General features: G+C 59.0%; 17 protein-coding genes. 11 read left to right on the forward strand and 6 right to left on the reverse strand.

Annotated features, from left to right (window positions below; all coding sequences use genetic code 11):
* Window positions 1–1,198: 1,198 nt before the first annotated feature.
* Window positions 1,199–1,756 carry a 16S rRNA (guanine(966)-N(2))-methyltransferase RsmD gene (rsmD, locus tag G512_RS0115465; RefSeq protein ID WP_028482498.1) on the reverse strand — a complete coding sequence of 186 codons (558 nt, stop codon included), beginning with the start codon at window positions 1,754–1,756 and terminating at the stop codon, window positions 1,199–1,201.
* Window positions 1,757–1,759: 3 nt separating this feature from the next.
* The gene (locus G512_RS21410) at window positions 1,760–3,406 is read right to left on the reverse strand and encodes a pseudouridine synthase (protein WP_051269444.1); all 1,647 of its coding nucleotides are present in this window, start codon (window positions 3,404–3,406) and stop codon (window positions 1,760–1,762) included.
* A 252-nt stretch (window positions 3,407–3,658) separates the two neighbouring features.
* On the opposite strand from G512_RS21410, the gene G512_RS0115475 reads away from it, so the two are divergent.
* Both G512_RS0115475 and G512_RS0115480 read left to right on the forward strand, forming a co-directional pair.
* Window positions 3,659–4,117 carry a nucleoside deaminase gene (locus tag G512_RS0115475; RefSeq protein WP_028482499.1) on the forward strand — a complete coding sequence of 153 codons (459 nt, stop codon included), beginning with the start codon at window positions 3,659–3,661 and terminating at the stop codon, window positions 4,115–4,117.
* 151 nt (window positions 4,118–4,268) lie between these two features.
* Window positions 4,269–4,529, forward strand: a complete 261-nt coding sequence (locus G512_RS0115480) for a hypothetical protein (RefSeq protein WP_028482500.1) — start codon at window positions 4,269–4,271, stop codon at window positions 4,527–4,529.
* A gap of 61 nt (window positions 4,530–4,590) precedes the next feature.
* Here the strand turns inward: G512_RS0115480 and G512_RS21415 are convergent, their stop codons facing one another.
* Window positions 4,591–5,541, reverse strand: coding sequence for a patatin-like phospholipase family protein (locus G512_RS21415; protein WP_073833402.1), 951 nt, complete (start codon window positions 5,539–5,541; stop codon window positions 4,591–4,593).
* 197 nt (window positions 5,542–5,738) lie between these two features.
* On the opposite strand from G512_RS21415, the gene catB reads away from it, so the two are divergent.
* Complete coding sequence (gene catB, locus G512_RS0115490) at window positions 5,739–6,368, forward strand: type B chloramphenicol O-acetyltransferase (protein WP_028482501.1); 630 nt, start codon at window positions 5,739–5,741, stop codon at window positions 6,366–6,368.
* Between the two features lie 926 nt (window positions 6,369–7,294).
* On the opposite strand, the gene purD is transcribed toward catB, so the two are convergent.
* Window positions 7,295–8,575: a phosphoribosylamine--glycine ligase gene (gene purD / locus G512_RS0115495; protein WP_028482502.1), complete on the reverse strand. Its 1,281-nt coding sequence runs from the start codon at window positions 8,573–8,575 to the stop codon at window positions 7,295–7,297.
* Window positions 8,576–8,696: 121 nt separating this feature from the next.
* Between purD and G512_RS0115500 the strand changes: the two genes are divergently transcribed.
* Window positions 8,697–9,179 (forward strand): GNAT family N-acetyltransferase, encoded by a 483-nt coding sequence (locus G512_RS0115500; RefSeq protein ID WP_028482503.1) that lies wholly within the window; start codon window positions 8,697–8,699, stop codon window positions 9,177–9,179.
* Window positions 9,176–10,117 carry a 4-hydroxybenzoate octaprenyltransferase gene (ubiA, locus tag G512_RS0115505; protein ID WP_028482504.1) on the forward strand — a complete coding sequence of 314 codons (942 nt, stop codon included), beginning with the start codon at window positions 9,176–9,178 and terminating at the stop codon, window positions 10,115–10,117. Before G512_RS0115500 ends, ubiA begins: the two co-directional genes overlap by 4 nt.
* 23 nt (window positions 10,118–10,140) lie before the next feature.
* Here the strand turns inward: ubiA and G512_RS22235 are convergent, their stop codons facing one another.
* A complete protein-coding gene (locus G512_RS22235) occupies window positions 10,141–10,725 on the reverse strand; it encodes a DUF6101 family protein (protein ID WP_143181448.1) in 585 nt (194 codons plus the stop codon).
* 291 nt (window positions 10,726–11,016) lie between these two features.
* Here G512_RS22235 and G512_RS0115515 point away from each other — a divergent pair, with 291 nt between their 5' ends.
* From G512_RS0115515 to lpxK, 6 genes are read left to right on the forward strand one after another with little or no spacing between them, the layout of a single operon-like run.
* Window positions 11,017–12,360, forward strand: coding sequence for a TldD/PmbA family protein (locus G512_RS0115515; RefSeq protein ID WP_028482505.1), 1,344 nt, complete (start codon window positions 11,017–11,019; stop codon window positions 12,358–12,360).
* Window positions 12,347–13,141 carry a 3'(2'),5'-bisphosphate nucleotidase CysQ gene (locus G512_RS0115520; protein ID WP_028482506.1) on the forward strand — a complete coding sequence of 265 codons (795 nt, stop codon included), beginning with the start codon at window positions 12,347–12,349 and terminating at the stop codon, window positions 13,139–13,141. Before G512_RS0115515 ends, G512_RS0115520 begins: the two co-directional genes overlap by 14 nt.
* 50 nt (window positions 13,142–13,191) lie before the next feature.
* Complete coding sequence (locus G512_RS0115525; protein ID WP_028482507.1) at window positions 13,192–13,434, forward strand: DUF4170 domain-containing protein; 243 nt, start codon at window positions 13,192–13,194, stop codon at window positions 13,432–13,434.
* A 47-nt stretch (window positions 13,435–13,481) separates the two neighbouring features.
* Window positions 13,482–14,171 (forward strand): lysophospholipid acyltransferase family protein, encoded by a 690-nt coding sequence (locus G512_RS0115530; RefSeq protein WP_028482508.1) that lies wholly within the window; start codon window positions 13,482–13,484, stop codon window positions 14,169–14,171.
* A gap of 10 nt (window positions 14,172–14,181) precedes the next feature.
* Window positions 14,182–15,489: a 3-deoxy-D-manno-octulosonic acid transferase gene (locus G512_RS0115535; RefSeq protein ID WP_028482509.1), complete on the forward strand. Its 1,308-nt coding sequence runs from the start codon at window positions 14,182–14,184 to the stop codon at window positions 15,487–15,489.
* Between the two features lie 3 nt (window positions 15,490–15,492).
* Window positions 15,493–16,521 carry a tetraacyldisaccharide 4'-kinase gene (gene lpxK, locus G512_RS0115540; RefSeq protein WP_028482510.1) on the forward strand — a complete coding sequence of 343 codons (1,029 nt, stop codon included), beginning with the start codon at window positions 15,493–15,495 and terminating at the stop codon, window positions 16,519–16,521.
* Between the two features lie 23 nt (window positions 16,522–16,544).
* On the opposite strand, the gene G512_RS0115545 is transcribed toward lpxK, so the two are convergent.
* Window positions 16,545–16,769, reverse strand: a complete 225-nt coding sequence (locus G512_RS0115545; RefSeq protein WP_036489961.1) for a DUF2093 domain-containing protein — start codon at window positions 16,767–16,769, stop codon at window positions 16,545–16,547.
* Between the last annotated feature and the right edge of the window lie 17 nt (window positions 16,770–16,786).

Consider the following 16,786-nt stretch of genomic DNA (forward strand, 5'->3'; position numbering starts at 1 on the left):
TTACCACAGTTGTTGCTGTTAATTGTCAGTTGTTTCGATGTGATATTGGGGAGATTGTCAATTAATATGGATATAAATAATCAATTTATAAATGAGGGATACTTGATCTTGTTTCGCCTGTTGCCGCGTCCGGTCATGAATCACTGCGTATAATCAACCTCTAGCTTTTCGGGCGGAGGTTGATGAGGCGCACCGTCACAAAGGCTTTGAAGCGGCGTTCTGCGTTGGCAGCATGGTGTTTAAGCAATTGCCCGGCTGGCCCGGGCTCGTTGGCCGGGGTGACCGCAGAGGGAGAGGGAATGCTGTCATCCTCACGCTCGCTGGACTATCTGGAATCGCAACCCCATCAGCGGCACTATAAAGCGGCACAGCGTTTGTGAGGCCCGCCAGACTGGGCTCCCCACGCGTGTCATCCCGGACAAGCGCAGCGCAGATCCGGGATCCAGCAGGCACTACGGCGTGCTGTGGTTTTCAAGGTTGATGCTAAGTGTTTCCCTGCGGCGCTGGATCCCGCGTCAAGCGCGGGATGACGGCTGCAAAAAAAGGTGCGAGGCTGTGAGCTAATGAAACCGACGCCCCTTTCCACCCCACCACTGTCATGCCGGCCCCCGAACCGACATCCAGAGTCACTAAGCCCGGCGGGTGCGGCAGAGGTCCGGCCGGACCCCGGCTCGTTGGCCGGGGTGACGGTGTTAGGGTTTAGAACCGGTTAGCCAATGGAACGGACGCGCCTATTCTCCCCACGCGTGTCATCCCGGACAAGCGCAGTGCCGATCCGGGATCCAGCAGGCACTACGGCGTGCTGTGGTTTCCAAGGTTGATGCTAAGTGTTTCCCTGCGGCTCTGGATCCCGCGTCAAGCGCGGGATGACAGCCTGCAATGAAGCACGAGGCTGTAAGCGAGTGAAACCCGTGCGACTATCCTACCCAACATTGTCATACCGGCCCCCGAGCCGGTATCCAGCCTGACAGGCGCTCCACCTCCGCACCGTCGTCATGCCGGACATCGATCCGGCATCCAGAGCCACAAAGCTCGACGGGTGCGGCAGAGGCCCATCTGGACCCCGGCTCGTTGGCCGGGGTGACAGCAGAGTGAGAGGAGATGTTGCGATTGTTACAAGAGCGGGCGTACCAGCGGCGTTCAAGGCTGTGTGCGGCGGCATTGCAGATCAGGATACGCCCTGATAGCCTTGACAGGGCTATCCAGTGTAACGCAGGAGGGCGATTTGGCTATCGCCTTGTTTGCGCTGATCAACCAGCTCACATCCCTGCGGAACCATGAGCGCAGCGCGGGCATCTTCTTCCCAAACGATCACGGCGCCGGATGAAAGCCATCCACCGTCAATCGCGCTGGCCAATGCCGCTTCTCCCAACTCCTTGAGGTAGGGAGGATCCATGAACACCAGTGAAAACGGCTCCATGGTGCCCACGACCCCCAGTGCTGTCGCATCGCGGCGCAAAATCTTGGTGGCGCCCATCAGACCGGTCGCTTCGATGTTGCTGCGGATCAACCCGCGCCCTTCCACACCCATTTCAACAAAGGTGCAGTAACGCGCGCCCCGGCTCATGGCTTCAATGCCAAGGGCGCCGGTACCGGCAAAAAGATCCAGCACCCGTGCATCATGAACCGGATTGTTGTCTCCGTGCACGAGAATGTTGAACAGCGTTTCTCTCAACCGGTCTGATGTCGGACGGGTATCCTGAGACTTGGGTGTGGCCAGAGCAGTGCCACGAAAACGTCCCCCAACAATGCGCACGTCTTACTTTCTCCCTCTGGGTGACGAAGGCTTGAAACCGCCGGGCTTGCGACCGCGTGGGCCTCTGCCGGTATCGCCGCGGCCCTCGCTGGATCCGCGTCCCGGCCCCTTGTTACCCAAGGGCTTGCCGCCGGGCTTGCTGCTGGGTTTGCCAGGGCCACGACCCCGCCGCGGGGCCGGCGCTTCCCGATCCTCACGGGCTTCGGCGGCTTTTCGCGCAACGGGGCTCAAGGTATCAAAGCCGCCGCGCTGCGCCCGCACACCTGTTCGGCGGATATCCGGCTTCTTGGCCTCTGAAGCCGGGCGCGGTGCGTCGTCCTTCGGGCGGACATACTCTGCCTCGCTGCCATCAGCAGACCATACGCGCATAGGCTTTGTTGGCCGCCCCTCACCTTGGTCATCCCGACCTGAGCGGGACGGGGCGCCACGCCCTGCGCCGCGTTCGTTGCGATCATACCGGGTGGGCGCTGCGCGGTCCTGTCCGCGCGAAATGCCCTTGCGGGCACCAAATGGATGGCCGCGTTCATCAGAATCCTGCCCGCGATCCTTGTCACGACTTGCCGTGTCTGGCGTGGCGTGCACGGTGGCACGCCGGTCGTCCTTGCGCTTCTTCTGCTTGGCCAGTAGCGCTTCGGCTTCCTTGGCAGTCATCCAACCGCCACCTGCGCGCCCCTTGTTGGCGTTCTTTTTCTTTTTGTCCGCCTCCTGCTTGGGGGCGGGCTGATGCAGGATTGGCGCATCAAAATCCAGTTCGGCCTGCTCAACCAGACGTTCGCCCAGCTGGTCGCGCAACACGCGTCCACGAATTTCCCGCAATTCCCCTTCGCCCAAGTCGCCAAGCTGGAACGGACCGAAGGAAATCCGGATCAATCTGTTCACCGACAGACCGAGATGCTCGAGAATTTTCTTGACCTCGCGGTTCTTGCCTTCGCGCAGGCCGATGGTCAGCCAGACGTTGTCCTTGCGAACGGTGTCCAGCGTCGCTTCAATCGCGCCGTAAAGAACGCCGTCAATGGCGACACCGTCCTTGATGGCATCCAACTGTTCCTGAGTGACCTTGCCAAAGGCGCGCACACGGTAGCGGCGCAGCCAGCCGGTGGTTGGCAGTTCGATCACCCGCGACAGCCCACCATCGTTGGTCAGCAGCAAAAGGCCTTCCGTGTTGATGTCCAGACGGCCCACGGTAACAACGCGCGGCATGTCATTGGGAAGCACATCAAAAATGGTCTTCCGCCCCTCGGGATCATTGTTGGTGGTCACGGTCCCTCTTGGTTTGTGGAACAGCCACAAACGGGTGCGCTCGCGCTGGGGCAAAGGCTCGCCATCCACCACGATCTTGTCCTTGGGGGTTACGGTGAAGGCTGGCGTGGTCAATACGGTGCCGTTGACGACCACCCGTCCGGCCTCAATCCAGGTTTCCGCTTCGCGGCGCGAACACAGCCCGGCCCGAGCCATGGTTTTTGCAATGCGTTCGCCGGACAAGACGGCTTGCGGTGCCGCGTTGCCGCTTGCTGCCGGTTTATCCGCCTTTTTCGTCCTGGTGTCTTTTCCGGGTTTGCCGGTTTTTGCTGCTCGCGGTCCCTTCACAGGGGCGTTTTTGGCAGTTTTACGTTTGGCTTTGTCGTCGGTTTTGTCAAAGCGCTTGGTCATCAGTCGGGCCTGTCTTGAATTGGGGGCCTGTACGGCCGGGTCGGGCGGCGCTGACAACAGCACGTGGCGCCTCAAAGCGCGCAAATAGCCCGACGTTGGATAATAGTTGACGCGTCATAGCAGACACAAGGAATAAGGCAACTCCTTGCAGTCCGCACAAGAGCTTTTTTGGCAAAAAATGCACGGGGGTAAGCATGGCTGCAACAGCTGCGACAGATGACAGCAGGGCCCGGGCGCGCTAGCTTCTGGCGCATGACGTCAACACTCCACAACTCCGGCTTCATGGATCAGGCATTGCAAGAGGCGCGCCTTGCACAGCAACGCGGTGAAGTGCCCATTGGGTGTGTGGTCGTGAAAGAGGCACAAGTGGTTGCCCGCGCCGGCAACCGGACACTGGAACTGAACGACCCGACCGCACATGCGGAAATTCTGGCCATTCGGCAGGCGGGTGCGGTTTTGGGGTCCCAACGTCTGGATACCTGCGATCTTTATGTGACGCTGGAGCCGTGCACCATGTGCGCTGGCGCAATTTCCTTCGCCCGCATTCGGCGGCTGTACTACGGCGCAGCGGACGAAAAAGGCGGCGGCATAGAACACGGTGCGCGGTTTTTTTCTCAAGCCACCTGCCATCATGCACCAGAGGTCTATGGCGGTCTTGCGGAGCGGGATTGTCAGCACTTGCTGCGCGCGTTTTTTCAACAACGGCGCTGAAGAACTGTTTCAACCCGGTCGTCAATTGGTCGAAAATCGTGATGAGTGCTCGGTTGAGTTTACGGGTGGGTGCGTTACCATTGCTTCTTGGCAATAGTTGACGGCTTGCGGCGCGGATGCGCTGTGCCCTGTCAAGCAGAACGAGGTAGACATGCTGAAACTGATCGTGACGCTGCGCGCCGATGACCCCAAGAAGTGGATGGAAAATCACGAAAACCGTGTTGAAAGCCTGAAGCACGTTGCAACGGATGTGTGCAGCTATATGGACCCGGCCGGTTCGGGCCACGTCGGGCTGACCATGACGGTAACCGACCAGACGGCATTGAACGAGGTTCTGATGTCGGACGAGACCATTCAGCGGATGCGAAATCATGGTGGCGCCGGCGAGCCAAAATTCCTCGTCAGCGTATAGGGCGTGCCATTAAAGCTGCCCCGGTACCTTCAGTCGGCGTTGGCCCATCCTCCAGCATGGTTCAGCCATGCTGGCGGGCTGCCGGGTTGTCCGGTCGCTCCCCCTTGTGGGCAATGTGGCGCCCCCCTTGCGTGATTTTCTCCTCGATCACCAGCTCAAGCTTGCGCTTGACGTCCTCGCGCACCGGCGCGCTGGCACTCAAAATTTCGTCGGTCTTCAGAAAATCCAGTACCTGAAACCGCTCAATGTCCGGGCGCACGAGAATATCCGGATGTCGGCGCTTCAACTTGCCCAGCGTGATCGACTGCATGAGGATCTGCATGGCGCCGAACATGGACTCGGTGCCTTTGGGGAGTTTGCGATCGTCTCGCCGCGTGGGTCGGCCCACCACATCCACCGCGATCAGGATGTCGCAGGTATCCGGCAAAACATCAAACGGTAGCGGATTGACGACGCCACCATCAATCAGGACGCGATCCTCCCATTCCACGGGTCGGAACACGTAGGGGATGGCGATGGAGGCGGCAACGGCCTGCATGGCGGGGCCGGCGCGCAGGATCAACTCGCTGGAATTGTAGTAGTCCGCCGTGATCACAGACATGGGAATTGGACAGTCTTCCAAGCGATCGGGCAAGGCGCCTTCTGTGAAAATTTCCAGTACTTTCATGGAGTTGAACTGCATCAGGCCAGTGCCGGAAAACATTTCCGACAATTTCTTGGGGCGCAGCGCCCACAGCTTGGACATCAACGCGTTGCGTTCACCGAAGACACGTTGCACCAAGTCGATAATGTCATTGCCGCTCATGCCACTGGCATAGCCTGTGCCAATCAGCGCGCCGATCGATGTTCCTGCGACGGCACACGGCTGAATGCCAAGGTCGTCAAGGGCTTGCAGAACCGGAATATGGGAGAGTCCACGCGCACCACCGCCGCCAAGAGCTACTCCGATGCGAGGTTGAGACATGCCGAGATCCGATCCGTTGCTGTACTGGTCACTGAGTGCGGCCACCATAAGCAACTCAGCTCCTGCTGCCAAATTGATTGTGCATTTGTGGCACCAAAGATGCGGGTTCCGTGACATTTTCCATCGCGCTCGCCATGGCCTCGCAAACTGGCCTGTGATAGGCCGAACACCTCCCGGATTTGCGGGCAAGGCAGACTTCCCGTTTCAAACCGGTTTGCTATTAAGCTCCGGATAGGACCGTTTTCATGAACTACTTTGATAGCCCTTTTGAAGGCAAGCCGCTCGACGAACAGGTGACCAATCGCAATATCAAGGTTGGCCGCTACAGCTATTATTCGGGGTATTATCACGGGCACAGCTTTGATGATTGCGCCCGCTATCTGGCGCCGGACAGAGACGATGTCGATCAGTTGATTATCGGAAGTTTCTGTTCCATTGGTTCCGGTGCCGTCTTCATGATGGCTGGCAATCAAGGCCATCGCACCGATTGGATCAGCACATTCCCGTTCTTCTACCAACAAGACCCCGCGTTCGAAGGAGCACAGGACGGATTCCGGCGCGCCGGCGATACAGTGCTGGGAAATGATGTGTGGGTTGGATCCGAGGCCATGATCATGCCCGGTGTGACCATTGGCGACGGCGCCGTCATCGCGAGCCGTGCGGTCGTCACAAAGGACGTGCAGGCATACCAGATCGTCGGATCCAACCCGGCAAAGCCTATTGGTTTCAGATTCAGTGCCCCCGAAATCGCGCAGTTGCTGGAGATGCAGTGGTGGAACTGGCCTGATGAGCACCTGAAAGAGTGCATGCCGTTGTTTTCAAGCTCAGACGTCAACGCGCTGCACCAGTATTGGCAAGCACACATCAAGAGCTGAACAGCCGCAAAGCCGGAACGACATCGGTGGGGTGGAAAGGGGCACGGGTTCCACTGGCTCACAGCCTCGTGCTTCATTGCAGGCTGTCATCCCGCGCTTGACGCGGGATCCAGAGCCGCAGGGAAACACTTAGCATCAACCTTGAAAACCACAGCACGCCGTAGTGCCTGCTGGATCCCGGATCTGCGCTACGCTTGTCCGGGATGACAGGCGTGGGGAGAATAGGCGCGTCCGTTCCATTGGCTAACCGGTTCTACACCCTAACACCGTCACCCCGGCCAACGAGCCGGGGTCCAGCCGGACCTCTGCCGCACCCGCCGGGCTTAGTGACTCTGGATGCCGGATCAAGGTCCGGCATGACAGTGGTGGGAGGGGAGCGCCTGTCATGTTGGATACCGGCTCGGGGGCCGGGATGACGCTGGCAGGGAGGCCAGTCTGGCGGGCCTCATAAACGTTGTGCTGCTTTATAGTGCCGCTGAGGGGGCTGCGATTCCAGATAATCCAGCGGGCGTGAGGATGACAGCATTCCCTCTCACTCTGCAGTCACCCCGGCCAACGAGCCGGGGTCCAGTCGGGCCTTTGCTATACCCGCCGGGCTTTGGGACTATGGATGCCGGATCGATGTCCGGCATGACGACGGTGCGGAGGTGGAGCGCCTGTCATGTTGGATACCGGCTCGGGGGCCGGTATGACAATGCTGGTTAGGATAGTCGCACGGGTTTCACTCGCTCACAGCCTCGTGCTTCATTGCAGGCTGTCATCCCGCGCTTGACGCGGGATCCAGAGCCGCAGGGAAACACTTAGCATCAACCTTGAAAACCACCGCACGCCGTAGTGCCTGCTGGATCCCGGATCGGCGCTGCGCTTGTCCGGGATGACAGGCGTGGGGAGGAGAGGGCGGTGGGTTTCTCCAAATTCGGGAAGTGTTATCCCTGCTGCTCGCGTTCAATGGCGCGCCAGCCAATGTCGGTACGATTGAAGCCTTTTGGCCAGTCAATCTTCTTGATGGCAGCGTAGGCCTTGGCCTGGGCGTCGGATACGGTCTTGCCGCGGGCGGTCACGTTCAAAACCCGCCCGCCTGCTGCGGTCAGAGCGCCATCCACGAGCTTGGTGCCCGCATGGAAAATCTCCACGTCCGGATCCTCAGCCGCAGCCGCCACTCCCTTGATCACCGTGCCGCGCTCATAGCTGCCGGGATATCCATTGGCGGCCATGACCACGGTGACGGCCGGTTCGTCCGTCCATTCGGTTTCCAGATCATCAAGAATACCTTCAGAACATGCAAGCAGTGCGGGCAGGACATCGCTCTTCAGGCGCATCATCAGCACCTGACATTCCGGATCGCCGAAACGCACATTGTACTCAATCAGTTTGGGGCCATCAGAGGTGATCATCAGGCCCGCGTAGAGAACGCCCTTGAAGGGGCAACCCTGATCCTTCATGTCCTTGATGGTCGGCTTGATGATCTGCGTCATGACACGCTCTACCATTTCTTCGGTCATGACCGGAGCAGGCGAATAAGCGCCCATGCCGCCCGTGTTGGGGCCTGTGTCATTGTCAAAGGCGCGCTTGTGATCCTGGGCTGTCGCCAGTGGCAGGGCATTCTCGCCATCGGACAAGACGAAGAAACTCGCCTCTTCGCCTTCCAGAAACTCCTCAATCACAACCTCGGCGCCAGCGGCCCCAAAGGTGCCGTCAAAGCACTCATCAATGGCCCTCAATGCCTCTGCCTCGGTTTGGGCAATGGTAACGCCTTTGCCTGCGGCCAGCCCATCGGCCTTGATCACAATCGGGGCGCCCTGTGTCTTCACGTAGCTCTTGGCAGCCTCGGCAGTGTCGAACCGACCATAAGCAGCGGTCGGAACGCCAGCGCGCATGCACATTTCCTTTGTGAACGCCTTGGAGCCTTCCAGACGCGCGGCCGCCTGAGACGGCCCAAAGGTGCGGATGTTGGCCGCTTCCAGCGTATCAGCCAGCCCGTCGACCAACGGGACTTCCGGCCCCACGACGACAAAGCTGATGGCGTTCTCCTCGCAAAAATCAACCACGGCGTCGTGATCGCTGACGTCCAGCGTGACATTCTGTGCCAGTTCTTCCGTGCCCGCATTGCCGGGTGCAACGAAGAGCCTGTTCAAAACCGGGGATTTGGCCAAAGCCCAGGCCAGAGCATGTTCACGGCCGCCAGAGCCGATGAGAAGAACGTTCATGGTGGTGTAACCCTGAATTTTGAGTGGGGGACAGGCGCGGTCCCGATCCGTCTTTGTCTGGAGGAGCCTCTAGCATGACTGCTGAGCTGCGTAAACGAAACAAAGGGGAGGACTCTGTAAAATGCCGCGTATTTCCTACCAAGCGCAGTCCGTGACGCCGTTCAACCAGAGCCTATTCCTGACCTATGTAAAAGAACAGGTTGCTTTGGGGCAGCTGGCGCTCACGGATGCGGATATGGCACTGCTGCGCATTTTGCTGGTGGATGCCTCTGAGGGGCAGGCATGGGTGCTGACGGAAAACGGTGTGCCCTGCGGCTTTGCAGTCTGCGGTTTTTTGCTCTCCGTGGCGGCCGGAGGGCGGATCGCCGTATTCGATTTTCTCCATGTGCCAAACGGCCTTGCGAGCCCATTGGCCTGGGTGACCCTGCTGGCGCGCATCGAAGATGACCTGAGAACCCTCGACATTCATCAGATGGTGGTGGACGTTCAAACGCAGGAACATGCAAAAAAAACGGCCCTAATTGAGCGTGCGTTCTTGACCTTGACACCTGTGACCATGAAAAAGTCTCTCACGGTTGATGACCAGCAGGGAGATCTTGAATGATCAGCTTTCTCAGGACCAAGGACACAGGCCCGGTTGCCGATGCGGTCAAACGTCATTGGGTTGATACGGTGTTGCCAGCACCGGTGCGGCCTTATGCGCGTCTGGCCCGCTGGGAACGCCCCATCGGCTGGTGGTTGCTGTTATGGCCCTGTTGGTGGTCGCTGGCCATGGCAACAGCCCATGTCGAGGCCTCCATGATCAACCTTTGGTATCTGGTGTTGTTCTGGGTTGGCGCGGTGGCCATGCGCGGCGCGGGCTGTACCTACAATGATCTTGTGGACCGCGATATCGACGACAAGGTTGAACGAACCCGCTCGCGCCCTATTCCCGCCGGGCAGGTGACACCACGTCAGGCGCTGGGCTTTCTTGTGATTCAGGCGCTGGTCGGGTTGTTGGTACTGGTGCAGTTCAACATCTTCACCATCCTGTTGGGCCTGGCCTCGCTGGCTGTGGTGGCCTTGTACCCCTTCATGAAACGGGTAACCAATTGGCCTCAACTGTTTCTCGGGCTTGCGTTTTCGTGGGGAGCGCTGGTGGGCTGGGCGGCAACCACGGGCTCGTTGTCAATGGCGCCGGTGTTCTTGTATCTGGGCGGCATTTTGTGGACCATCGGCTATGACACGATTTACGCCCATCAGGACAAAGAGGATGATGCCATTGTCGGTGTTCACTCCACGGCCCGCCTGTTTGGAGAAAAAACCCGGCTTGCATTGGTGATCCTGTATGGCGGCGCCACGCTGTTGTTTGCGACTGCTGTCTTTTTTGCCGGGCTCAGCTGGCCGGCCTATGCAGGGGTGGCCGCTGGTGCGGTGCACCTTGGGTGGCAAATGAAGAAGCTGGATATAGACAACCCCGACGAGTGCCTGAGGTTGTTCAAATCCAATGCTCAGTACGGGTGGCTGCTGTTTGCCGGCATGCTCTTGAGCATCTGGGTGTGAACGACGCCCCGGATCGTCTGCTGTCAGGATACATCACAGGCTGGGAGAGGCGCGATCGGTTTCATGAGCGCGCCATTGCCCGGCTCTCGTGCGACTAGAAAACGGGGGCGATGACGGGTCGGGCCATGTTTCTTGCGCCGCGCGCAAGGGGTGGTCATCCAAAGCCGTTGCGGTGCGTTGGCGACACGGCTCAGCCCGGTATCTGCATCGGCCATCAACAGCGGAAGAGCCAGAGCCTTCGCCCAGAGTTGCCATTCCGCGACGATGTCGGTCAGATCATCGGCATCCAGCAGAGGAATGCAAAGGCCATTTCTGCGGTGACGCAGTTCAAGCCGCATGCGTGGCAGATCCGAGTTGACGGGCCGTATGACAACCGCGATCCCGTCAAAATCAGAGGTCGCATATTGGCGTCGCACCCGAACAGGGCCAACCATTTCCACGGTTTGCACCTGGTCGCGATCCAACACGACACCTATTTCAGTCTGAGACCGCGCGCCGCTCTGAAACGGTGCGACAGTGGCTTTGAATGTGATGGGAAGCCGGCCGGGGTTCGATACGGTGATGAACCCCGGCGCCTTGGCTTCCATGGAAGTTTGGTGACGCCCCACGACACTACCCTGTTTGATGCGCCCGTCTGTTTATTTGTTATGCGGGCTGGTTATGACCCTGAGTTTAGGGGGAGGGCGTCGGCATCTGCTTAAGAAACACGGTTAAATTTCCGTGTTTTTAAAGAGGGTTAGCAAATGGTGACCACAATGGGGCAGACTGGGAATCCGGCGTGGGTTCCCTTATGGGTCGCGCATATGGGGGCGGGCACGACGAAATATTGTTCTCCCGCGCTTGCTCGTGCCCCGATTGCATCCTAAACACCAAGGAGAAGAGATGGAGGCCGAAGACTGATGACCGACGTAAAAGCCAAATCGCAATTGGAAGAGCATGCCCTGCGTCTTGTTGAGGCGGCACAGAAAGCCGGCGCAGACGCCGCCGATGCTGTGGCGGTAACCGGATCTGCACTGGGCGTGCAAGTGCGTGAAGGCAAGGTCGAGGCAACGGATCGGTCCGAGGGGGAAGACTTCACCCTGCGGGTTTTTCTGGGCAAACAAGTGGCAAGTGTTTCCACAAATGCACTGGAATCGCCGGAAAGCCTGGCTGAAAGAGCAGTTGCCATGGCCCGGGTCGTTCCGGAAGATCCGTTTGCTGGCCTTGCCGAACCTGAGCGGCTTTTAAAAGACATTCCCAGTCTCGACCTGAAAGATCCTCGCGACGTTACCGTGGATGAGTTGACACAACTGGCCCTCGAAGCGGAAGCGGCCGGACTGGCCGTGGACGGTGTGACCAAGTCCGGCGGCGCAGGTGCCGGCTGGGGTACGTCGGGGCTGGTTTTGGCCACCAGTCATGGCTTCCTCGGGGCTTATGAACGCTCCCGCACCAGTTTTTCCATGACGGCAGTGGCTGGTGACGGCACGGCCATGGAGCGGGATTACGAGTTTGATTCCCGGACCTATTGGGAGGAGCTGTCAGCTGCGGAAGACGTGGGACGGCTGGCCGGGCAACGCGCCGTGCGCCGCCTGAATCCACGCAAGGTCAGTACAACGCAGGTCCCGGTCATTTACGAGCCTCGCACCGCTCGCTCTCTGCTGGGGCATTTTGCCGGGGCTATCAATGGCGCCAGCATTGCCCGTGGCACCAGCTTCCTGAAGAACTTCATGGACAAGCAGGTGTTTGCCCGCGGCATCACGATTACCGATGATCCCCACAAACCGCGTGGCGGGGCCACAATGCCGTTCGATGCAGAGGGCGCCGGCGCCGAGTTGCTGACATTGATCGAGGATGGGGTGTTGCAGACGTGGCTGCTTGATGGTGCTGCTGCCCGTGAACTGGGTCTGACCCCCAATGGGCGTGCGCGTCGGTCCGGCTCGACAACATCGCCGGGTGCAACCAACCTGACCTTGCAGCCGGGCTCGACAACACCGGAAGAGATGATGAAAGACATCGGCACTGGTTTGTTGGTGACGGATCTGATTGGCCACGGTGCCAATGGCATCACCGGGGATTATTCCCGTGGGGCCTCTGGTTTCTGGATTGAAAATGGTGAACTGGCCTATCCGGTCAGCGAAATCACCATCGCCGGCAATATGAAAGACATGTTCCTGAACCTGACACCGGCCAGTGATCTGGACGATCGCTACGCCGTTGCAACGCCCTCCGTACGGGTGGAAGGACTGACGATTGCAGGAAGCTGATAGGGAAAACATCGCGGATCTGGACCTTTTGGTGGATGCGGCCAAGGAAGGGGGGCAGATCGCTCTCTCGTATTTTGGCAACAATCCGCGCACCTGGATGAAGGAAGGCGACAGCCCGGTATCCGTGGCGGATATCGAGGTGGACGAATTTCTCGCCGACACATTGCGCCGGGCCCGCCCTGAGTACGGCTGGCTCTCCGAGGAAACCGAGGATGACCTCAGCCGGCTTGACAACGCCCGGATTTTTGTCGTGGACCCCATAGATGGCACGCGCGCGTTTCTGGAAGGACGCACGGAATGGTGTCTGTCATTGGCTGTGGTGGAGAACCAGCGGCCCGCTGCGGGCGTGATCTATTGCCCGGTGCGCGATGAAATGTTCACCGCTGTTATTGGGCAGGGGGCGTTTTTGAATGGCGAACGCATAACGGTTGGCGAACTGGACACCCTCAACGGGGCCAATGTGGCGGGACCGAAGACACTGCTGGACTCGCAGGAGGCCAAAGCATCCGGGCTGGTGTACGCGCCTTATATCCGATCTCTGGCCTACAGATTCGCCATGGTTGCGGCTGGACGGCTGGATGCCGGCATGGCGCGAGCTAGAGCCCGCGATTGGGACCTTGCGGCAGCTGATGTTCTCCTTGCGGAAGCTGGTGGACAGCTGGTGGATATGCACGGAAATCGGCTTCTCTACAACAAATCAACCACAAAACATCCGGCTCTGCTGGCGTCTGCGCGTGGACTGTTTAATAAGCTTCAGGTAATGGCTACTACCTATGAGTAGCCACGCTTATTTTCATGTCTAACCGCGCAAATTGGGTGTTGGAGAAAACAATGTCTGAGCAAGAAAATTCGAAACAACTGCTGCATCTCGTCTTTGGGGGCGAGCTGGACGATCCCAGTACGTTGCATTTCCGCGACCTCGAAGATCTGGATCTGGTCGGCATTTACCCGAATTACGCAGAGGCGCACAAGGTCTGGAAAGCCAAGGCGCAGAGCACGGTCGACAATGCGCACATGCGTTATTTCATCGTCCACATGCACCGTTTGCTTGATCCGGAAAACGAGGGTAAATAGGCGCCGGCTTCACGGGGAAGTCGACGAGCTCTTATGAATGGACAGAAATGCTGAAGAAGTTGGGCCGCCACCCCATTGTTCTAAAGGTACTCGGCAATGCGTTGGCCTATTATTTGTGGCTGGTGCGCAGAACAAGCACACTTACCATGGAGCCAGCCAACTTCTATGAGGAATACGCTTCCGAACAGCCTTTCGTTCTCGCCATGTGGCATGGCCAGCACTTTATGGTGCCGTTTGCGCGGCCCAAAGACTGGCCATGCAGTGTCATGATCTCTCGCAGCAATGACGGGGAGATCAACGCCATTGCCGCTTCCAAGCTTGGGATTGGCCTTATCCGTGCTTCCGGCTCTCAGCGCCAAGACCAGATCGCCAAACGCGGCGGTGTGCGTGGTTTTGTAGCTGCCTTGCGCGCCCTCAAACAGGGCACCACCATGGGGATGACCGCAGATGTGCCAAAGGGCCCTGCGAGAAAAGCGGGCATGGGTATTGTTCAGCTTGCAAAACACTCCGGTCGCCCGCTGCTTCCCATTGCTATTGCAACCAGCCGACACTACGATTTTAACAGCTGGGACAAAGCCAGCCTGAACCTGCCTTTCAGCAAGATCGGTCTGGTTTTTGGTGAGCCCATTCCAGTACCAGAAGATGCCAGTGAGGCTGATCTGGAAATGTACCGCCTGAAACTGGAAAACGCCATGAACGAGGTCACTGACAAAGCCTATGCCATCGCCAAGGGATGATAAGCCTAGGATGGCGTCGGCCCTGCTGACGGCCTTCCGAACGGTCGGTGTGACCGCAACTCCGTTCTTGAGGTTCTTCCATCAACGGCGCGTGCGCGCCGGCAAGGAGGATCCGGCACGGCGCGGGGAGCGCTTCGGCATTGCCTCTCAACCGCGCCCTGCGGGCAAACTCGTCTGGATTCATGCGGCGAGTGTCGGGGAGGCCAACGCCGTGTTGCCGGTCGTCAAGGCCATGCTTGATGGCGGCCTTTCCGTTGTGCTGACAACCGGAACCCTGACTTCCGCACAGGTGGTCGCCCAAGTGCAACTTGAGGGCTTGATCCACCAGTTCGTGCCCTATGACACTTTGCCCAACATGCGCCGCTTCCTGAGCCACTGGCAGCCGGACCTCGCCATTACGGTGGAATCCGAGATCTGGCCGGTGATGATATCAGAGCTGAAACAGCGCGGCATACCGTTGGCCGTGATCAATGGGCGCATGTCGGAAACTTCGTTTCGCAATTGGCAACGCGCGGGCAACCTGTCCAAGGCCGTGTTCGGTGCCGTGGATCTGGTCGTTGCCCAGTCTGCTGAGGATGCACGTCGTTTTGAAGCGCTGGGCGCTGGCGCCACATGCAATTCAGGCAACATCAAGTTTGATGGTCAGCCCCTGTCCTATGATGCGGCGGTGGTGGCAGCGTTGCAGCAAGAGATTGGGGAGCGCCCGGTCTGGTTGGCGGCAAGTACACACCCCGGCGAGGAAACCCAGATTCTGGAGACCCACCAATTGCTGGGCCCGCGGTTTCCCGATTTGCTCACGATCATTGTGCCACGCCACCCCAAACGCGGAGACCTGATTGCGCAGGAGGTTAAGGGGTTTGGCATGAGCGTTGCAAAGCGTTCAACGGGTGATCCCATCACAACACAGACCCAAGTCTATCTGGCGGACACCCTTGGGGAACTCGGGGTGTTCTACAAGCTGTGCCCCATTGTATTCATGGGCGGCTCGCTGGTGCCGATCGGTGGACATAACCTGCTGGAGCCGGCGCAGATGCATTGTGCTATTTTATCTGGCGGAAAAACGACCAACTTTGCGGCAGTCTATCGCCAATTCAATCGCGAGGGTGGGGCTTTGAAAGTGGCCAATCCTGCTGCCTTGGCTGAGGCCGTTGAGCGGTTGTTGACACATCCGGATGAGGCAGATGCCCTGGCCCTGAAGGCGCAGGAGTTGGTCGCGGCCGGTGCAGGGGCGCTGGATCAAACCTTGAAGGCGCTGGCGCCTATCCTGCCTGAGGCGGTGTCCGGAAAGGCCCGTGAACAATCAACGGGTGAGGTATAAGAAGTGCCTCGTAAATCCCCGGGTTTTTGGTGGTCACCCACCCTGACGTGGCAATCCATTGCGTTGGCCCCTGCTGGGGCCATTTACGGCCTTGTTGCAGGAACGCGCATGAAACAGGCCCCGCGCTACACCGCGGCAGTGCCCGTGATCTGCATTGGCAACTTCACGGTTGGTGGATCGGGCAAGACCCCATTTGCCTTGGCTCTTGCCAAGCTGTTGCGCCAAGCTGGCTACAAGCCTGCGTTTTTGCTGCGTGGTTATGGCGGGGCGGCCAAGGGGCCTGTGGCCGTCGAGCCGGCCCTACATCGGGCCGAGGATGTGGGTGATGAAGCCTTGCTGCTGGTGCGCAGCGCGCCGACCTTCGTGAGTGCGGATCGGGTGAAGGGGGCTCAGCTGATTGAGCGTTCCGGGGCTGATGTCATTTTGATGGATGACGGCTTTCAAAATCCATCCCTTTACAAGGATATAAGTCTGGTCGTGGTGGATGCGGCAACCGGGTTTGGCAACAACCAGTGTTTGCCCGCAGGCCCCTTGCGGGCACCTGTAGCAACACAAATCGGTCATGCCGACCTGATGATCCTCGTGGGGGAGGGGGCTGGCGAGAAGAAGGCCTTGCGCAGTGCAGCCCGGCGCGGTCTGGAAGTGATCCGGGCTCGTATCACAGCCCAATACCCGGACAGCGTGGATGGGGAAAAGGTGGTTGCATTTGCCGGCATCGGACGGCCACAGAAGGTCTTTGACACCCTTCAGACGGTTGGCGCAGAACTGGTGGAGACCCTGGAGTTTCCAGACCATCACGCCTATACGGAAGAGGATGCGGAATACATCTTGAGCCTGGTGGAAGGGAAGGACCTATTGCCTGTCACCACGTCCAAGGACTTCGTTCGTATCAAGGGAAGTGCTCAGCCCCAACTGGCGCGGTTGGCCTCAAAAACAGCGGTTCTGGACGTGGAAATGAAACTCGGCGATCCGGACCGTCTCATGGCCGTTTTGACCAAGAGACTGCAGGATCGCCGGTATTCTCGCCCCTGAGTGCAAGCCGATATCGGTGGAGGTCAGGCTTCGCGACCGGATTCCTCGTAGCGCTTGTTGGCTGCAATTACGTCCACATAGGCCTCCTGACGGGACACGCTCCAATACTTGAGCTCATCCAGAGGAATGACTTCTCCAGTGACGGCGCAGCGCACGAAATCGCCAGCGGACAGGATTTGAAAGTCGCCGTCCAGATAGCGAATTTTGGCTTCGTTGGGAACGCGGGGGGTATCCATTCTGTTCATCATCATCGCAATAGTTCCTG

This window comes from Pseudovibrio exalbescens DSM 16456 (assembly GCF_000422785.1).
Taxonomy (GTDB): Bacteria; Pseudomonadota; Alphaproteobacteria; order Rhizobiales; family Stappiaceae; genus Pseudovibrio; species Pseudovibrio exalbescens.

Excerpts from the sequence above, each read along its gene's own strand:
- G512_RS21410 (WP_051269444.1), bottom strand. The coding sequence starts at position 3,406 with ATGACCAAGCGCTTTGACAAAACCGACGACAAAGCCAAACGTAAAACT.
- G512_RS0115475 (WP_028482499.1), top strand. The coding sequence starts at position 3,659 with ATGACGTCAACACTCCACAACTCCGGCTTCATGGATCAGGCATTGCAA.
- G512_RS0115480 (WP_028482500.1), top strand. The coding sequence starts at position 4,269 with ATGCTGAAACTGATCGTGACGCTGCGCGCCGATGACCCCAAGAAGTGG.
- G512_RS21415 (WP_073833402.1), bottom strand. The coding sequence starts at position 5,541 with ATGGTGGCCGCACTCAGTGACCAGTACAGCAACGGATCGGATCTCGGC.
- catB (WP_028482501.1), top strand. The coding sequence starts at position 5,739 with ATGAACTACTTTGATAGCCCTTTTGAAGGCAAGCCGCTCGACGAACAG.
- purD (WP_028482502.1), bottom strand. The coding sequence starts at position 8,575 with ATGAACGTTCTTCTCATCGGCTCTGGCGGCCGTGAACATGCTCTGGCC.
- G512_RS0115500 (WP_028482503.1), top strand. The coding sequence starts at position 8,697 with ATGCCGCGTATTTCCTACCAAGCGCAGTCCGTGACGCCGTTCAACCAG.
- ubiA (WP_028482504.1), top strand. The coding sequence starts at position 9,176 with ATGATCAGCTTTCTCAGGACCAAGGACACAGGCCCGGTTGCCGATGCG.
- G512_RS0115515 (WP_028482505.1), top strand. The coding sequence starts at position 11,017 with ATGACCGACGTAAAAGCCAAATCGCAATTGGAAGAGCATGCCCTGCGT.
- G512_RS0115525 (WP_028482507.1), top strand. The coding sequence starts at position 13,192 with ATGTCTGAGCAAGAAAATTCGAAACAACTGCTGCATCTCGTCTTTGGG.
- G512_RS0115530 (WP_028482508.1), top strand. The coding sequence starts at position 13,482 with ATGCTGAAGAAGTTGGGCCGCCACCCCATTGTTCTAAAGGTACTCGGC.
- G512_RS0115535 (WP_028482509.1), top strand. The coding sequence starts at position 14,182 with ATGGCGTCGGCCCTGCTGACGGCCTTCCGAACGGTCGGTGTGACCGCA.
- G512_RS0115545 (WP_036489961.1), bottom strand. The coding sequence starts at position 16,769 with ATGATGAACAGAATGGATACCCCCCGCGTTCCCAACGAAGCCAAAATT.